Raw genomic sequence first — 4,913 nt, 5'->3', positions numbered from 1 at the left:
CCAACCACCTCCCCGACAGCACCCGCCAGCCGACGAAGATCAGCCGCAGCACCGTGAACGTCGTCAGCCCCGCCCAGATCCCGAAGAGCCCCCAACCGAACGCCAACGACGACCAGATCAACGGCAGGAAGCCCACCAGCGCGGCGGCGAGCGTGGCATTGCGCATGAACGTCGCGTCGCCGGCACCGAGCAGTACGCCGTCGACCGCGAACACGACGCCCGCGATCGGGATCTGGGCCACCAGGAACCACCACGGCACGCCGATGACGTCCAGCACCGAGCGGTCGTCGGTGAACAGCGCGGGCACGATCTCCGAGCCCAGCGCGAACACCAGCGCCAGCACCACCGCCGCCGCCGCCGAGAACACCGTCACCCGCCACGCCACCGACTTCGCGTGGCCCAGATGGCCTGCCCCGAGCGCGGCACCCACCAGTGACTGCGCGGCAATCGCCAACGAATCCAACACCAGCGCAAGGAAACTCCACAGCTGGAGCACCACCTGGTGCGCCGCCACCGACGCCGCCCCGAAGCGGGCGGCCACCGCCGCGGCCGACACGAAGCACGCCTGAAAGGCCAGCGAGCGCACCAGCAGGTCCCGCCCCGTCACCAGTTGCGCGCGCGCCACGTCACGGCGGATCCGCAGCGCCACCCGCTCCGCGAGCAGCGCCCGGCAGAACAGCAGCGCCGCCACCCACTGCCCCACCAGGTTCGCGACCGCCGAGCCCTCGAGACCCAGCCGGGGCAACCCGAGCCAGCCGTACACCAGCAGCGGGCACAGCAGTGCCGACGCCGCGAAACCCGACACCACGTAGCGCAACGGTCGCGCGGTGTCCTGCACGCCACGCATCCACCCGTTGCCCGCCAACGAGATCAAGATCGCCGGCGCCCCGCAGATCGCCATGCGCAACCACGGCAACGCCTCCGCCGCGATCGCACCGCCGTCGGCGAGCACCGCCAGCACCGGCACCGCGGCGACCTGCACCGCCACCACGATGAGCACGCCCAACCCCACCGCCAGCCACGTCGCCTGCACGCCCTCGCGGACGGCGGCCGCACGGTCACCGGCGCCGAAGAACCGCGCCGCGCGGGCCGTGGTCCCATACGACAGGAACGTGCCCTGCGAAGCCACCAGCGACAGGATCAGGCCGCCGATCGCCAAACCGGCCAGCGCCACCGCGCCCAAACGGCCGACGACGGCGATGTCGAACAACAGATAGAGCGGTTCGGCGGCCAACACGCCGAGGGCCGGAACGGCCAGCGCCGCGATGCGCCGCCCAGTGACCGGTGCCGGCGGCTCCGGGTGACCGCCGACCGCGTCAGCCAAGCGCCTGGGTGAGGGCGCGGACCACGTCGTCGGCCGGGCCCGTGGTGGAGAACCCCGCCGCCAGACGGTGTCCACCCCCACCGAACGTGCTCGCCACCGCCGACACGTCGACCTCCGACTTCGCCCTCATCGACACCGACCACTGCCCAGGTGCGATCTCCTTGAGCACCGCCGCCACCTCGGCCTCGGAGGTGGTGCGCACGATGTCGACGATGCTCTCCACCTCCTCGGCGCGGGCGTTGACCCACTCCTGGTGCGGCACCACCGCGTACACGAACCCGAGGCCGCCCAGCGCCGCGGGCAGCAGACACGCCGAGGCCAAGACGCGCGAGAGCATCGGCAACCAGGAGAACGGATGGGTGTCCAGCAGCGCGCGACTGATGCCGGCGTTGTCAACGCCCAGATCCACCAGCCGCGCAGCGAGCCGGTGTGCCCGCGCCGACGCCCAGCGGAACGAGCCGGTGTCGGTGGTCAGGCCTGCGTACAGACAGTGCGCCACCTCGACGTCCAACGGCTCGTCCCAGGAGTCCAGCAGTTCGGCCACCAGCATGGTCGTCGAATCGGCCGCGGGATCCACGAAGTTCGCGGTACCGAACAACTGGTTCGACGAGTGATGGTCGATGACGAGCACCTCGGGCGCCGCGTCGGCCAAGGCGGCTAACGAACCCAGCCGATTGACACTCGGGATGTCGACCGTGACCACCAGGTCGGGGTCTCGCCGCAAGTCCTCCGGTGCCGCCAGCAGGTGCCCACCGGGCAGGCTGCCCAGCGACTCCGGCAGCGACTCCGGCGCCGCGAATCCCACCTGCACCGACGTGCCCCTGCGCTCCAACACCAGCGCCAGGGCCAGGCCCGCGCCGATGGTGTCCGCGTCCGGGAACACGTGACAGATCACGACCACGCTGCCCGCCGCACCGAGCAGGGCGGCGGCGCCGCCCGCGTCGACCCGGCGAGCAGCCGAAGCTACCCGCTCAGTGGTCGGATCGATCGCGGTCACCGGTGTCCTCAGGGTCGAACTGGTCTGGCGCGCCAGAGCCGATGGTCGACTCTGCCTCCCCGCCCGATTCCCCTCCCCCGGTGACACGGTACGGGTCCGCGTCGCCCGCGGGCCGCGCACCCTCACGGATGCGCGCCACGTCGGCGTCGGCGGCCCGAGCGCGGGCCAACAGTTCCTCCATGCGGTGCGCGGCGTCGGGCACGGTGTCACGCTCGAAACTCAACGTCGGCGTGAACCGCACCCCCGTCCCCGCACCGACCTTGGTGCGCAGGGCGCCCTTGGCCCGCTCCAACGCCGCCGCCGCGCCGGCGTAGTCCGGCTCGTCGTCGAGCGTCGGACCCAACACCGTGTAGTACAGCGTCGCGTCGTGCAGGTCGTTGGTCACCTTCGCATCGGTGATGGTGACCCCCGCCAATCGTGGGTCCTTGATCTCGTATTCGATCGCGGACGCCACGATGGTGGAGATGCGCTTGGCCAATCGCTTCGCGCGTGCTGGATCGGCCACTAGGTTGCCCTGCTCTTCGCGCAAGCGCTCATCGCCGGCCCTCTCTGCTCTTCGCGCAAGCGCTCATCGCTAGCCCTCTCTGCTCTTCGCGCAAGCGCTCATCGCTAGGTCCGGGCCTTCTCGACCAGCTCGTACGCCTCGATCACGTCGCCTTCCTTGATGTCGTTGTAGCTCAAGGTCAGACCGCACTCGTAGCCGTCGCGCACCTCGGTGACGTCGTCCTTCTCCCGCCGCAGCGACTGGATCGTGACGGTCTCGGCCACCACGATGTTGTCGCGCAGCAGGCGCGCCTTGGCGTTGCGGCGCATGATGCCCGACGTGACGAGGCAACCGGCGATGTTGCCGACCTTCGACGACCGGAACATGGCCCGGATCTCGGCCCGGCCGAGTTCGCGCTCCTCGTAGACCGGCTTGAGCATGCCCTTGAGCGCGCTCTCGATCTCGTCGATGGCCTGGTAGATCACCGAGTAGTAGCGGATCTCGACACCCTCGCGGTTGGCCAGCTCGGTGGCCTTGCCCTCCGCTCGGACGTTGAAGCCGATGATGATGGCATCCGAGGCCGACGCCAGGTTGACGTTGGTCTCGGTGACGCCACCGACACCGCGGTCGATGACGCGCAGTTCCACCTCGTCGTCGATCTCGATGCCCAGCAGGGCCTCCTCGAGCGCCTCGACCGTACCGGCGTTGTCGCCCTTGAGGATCAGGTTCAGCTGGCTGGTTTCCTTCAGCGCCGAATCCAGGTCCTCGAGGCTGATGCGCTTGCGGCTGCGCGCGGCCAACGCGTTGCGCTTGCGCGCACTGCGGCGGTCGGCGATCTGGCGAGCGATGCGGTCCTCGTCGACCACCAGCAGGTTGTCACCGGCACCCGGCACCGACGTGAAGCCGATGACCTGGACGGGACGCGACGGCAGCGCCTCCTCGACGTCGTCGCCGTGCTCGTCGACCATGCGGCGCACCCGGCCGTAGGCGTCGCCCGCGACGATCGAGTCGCCGACCCGCAGCGTGCCGCGCTGGATGAGCACGGTGGCCACGGGACCACGGCCGCGGTCGAGGTGCGCCTCGATCGCGACGCCCTGGGCCTCCATGTCGGGGTTGGCCCGCAGGTCCAGTGCCGCGTCGGCGGTCAGCAGCACCGCTTCGAGCAGCGCGTCGATGTTGGTGCCCTGCTTCGCCGAGATGTCGACGAACATCGTGTCGCCGCCGTAGTCCTCGGCCACCAGGTTGTACTCGGTGAGCTGAGCCCGGATCTTCTGCGGATCCGCGCCTTCCTTGTCGATCTTGTTGACCGCCACGACGATCGGCACGTCGGCCGCCTGCGCGTGGTTGATGGCCTCCACCGTCTGCGGCATGACGCCGTCGTCGGCGGCGACCACCAGGATCGCGATGTCGGTGGCCTTGGCACCGCGGGCACGCATGGCGGTGAACGCCTCGTGACCGGGGGTGTCGATGAACGTCACCAGTCGCTCGTTGCCGTCCAGCTCGGTCAGCACCTGGTAGGCGCCGATGTGCTGGGTGATGCCACCGGCCTCGCCCTCGCGGACGTTGGCCTGACGGATCGTGTCGAGCAGGCGGGTCTTGCCGTGGTCGACGTGACCCATGACGGTGACCACCGGGGGCCGCGACTCGAGGTCCTCCTCGCCGCCCTCGTCCTCGCCGTAGGTGAGGTCGAACGACTGCAGCAGCTCGCGGTCCTCGTCCTCCGGGGAGACGACCTGCACGACGTAGTTCATCTCGCCGCCGAGCAACTCGAGCGTCGAGTCGTCCACCGACTGCGTGGCGGTCACCATCTCGCCGAGGTTGAACAGCGCCTGCACCAGCGAGGCCGGGTTGGCGTTGATCTTGTCGGCGAAGTCGGAGAGCGATGCGCCGCGGGCCAGCCGGATGGTCTCGCCGTTGCCGTGCGGCAACCGCACGCCACCGACGATCGGGGCCTGCATGTTCTCGTATTCGGCCCTCTTCGCGCGCTTCGACTTGCGCCCACGCTTGGGAGCACCACCGGGGCGACCGAACGCACCCGCGGCACCGCCGCGCTGACCGGGACGGCCACCGCCGCCACCGCCACCGGGACGGCCGCGGAAACCTCCGGC

4 protein-coding genes are annotated in these 4,913 nt (G+C 70.3%); all 4 read right to left on the bottom strand.

The window, feature by feature from the left end:
- The coding region (locus tag AC30CM_RS17105; protein ID WP_490118092.1) for an MATE family efflux transporter at positions 1–1,324 on the bottom strand (1,324 nt) is incomplete at its 3' end.
- Positions 1,317–2,321, bottom strand: coding sequence for a DHH family phosphoesterase (locus AC30CM_RS17100; protein ID WP_490118091.1), 1,005 nt, complete (start codon positions 2,319–2,321; stop codon positions 1,317–1,319). The genes AC30CM_RS17105 and AC30CM_RS17100, both read right to left, overlap by 8 nt.
- Complete coding sequence (gene rbfA, locus AC30CM_RS17095; RefSeq protein WP_490118090.1) at positions 2,296–2,826, bottom strand: 30S ribosome-binding factor RbfA; 531 nt, start codon at positions 2,824–2,826, stop codon at positions 2,296–2,298. The genes AC30CM_RS17100 and rbfA overlap by 26 nt, the downstream gene beginning before the upstream one ends.
- A gap of 104 nt (positions 2,827–2,930) precedes the next feature.
- The coding region (infB, locus tag AC30CM_RS17090) for a translation initiation factor IF-2 (protein ID WP_490118089.1) at positions 2,931–4,913 on the bottom strand (1,983 nt) is incomplete at its 5' end.

It is taken from the genome of Mycobacterium sp. DHQP2018-32-09 (assembly GCF_058148405.1).
The sequence above is the reverse complement of the archived record's forward strand: the minus strand, read 5'-3'. Positions and strand labels throughout refer to the sequence as shown.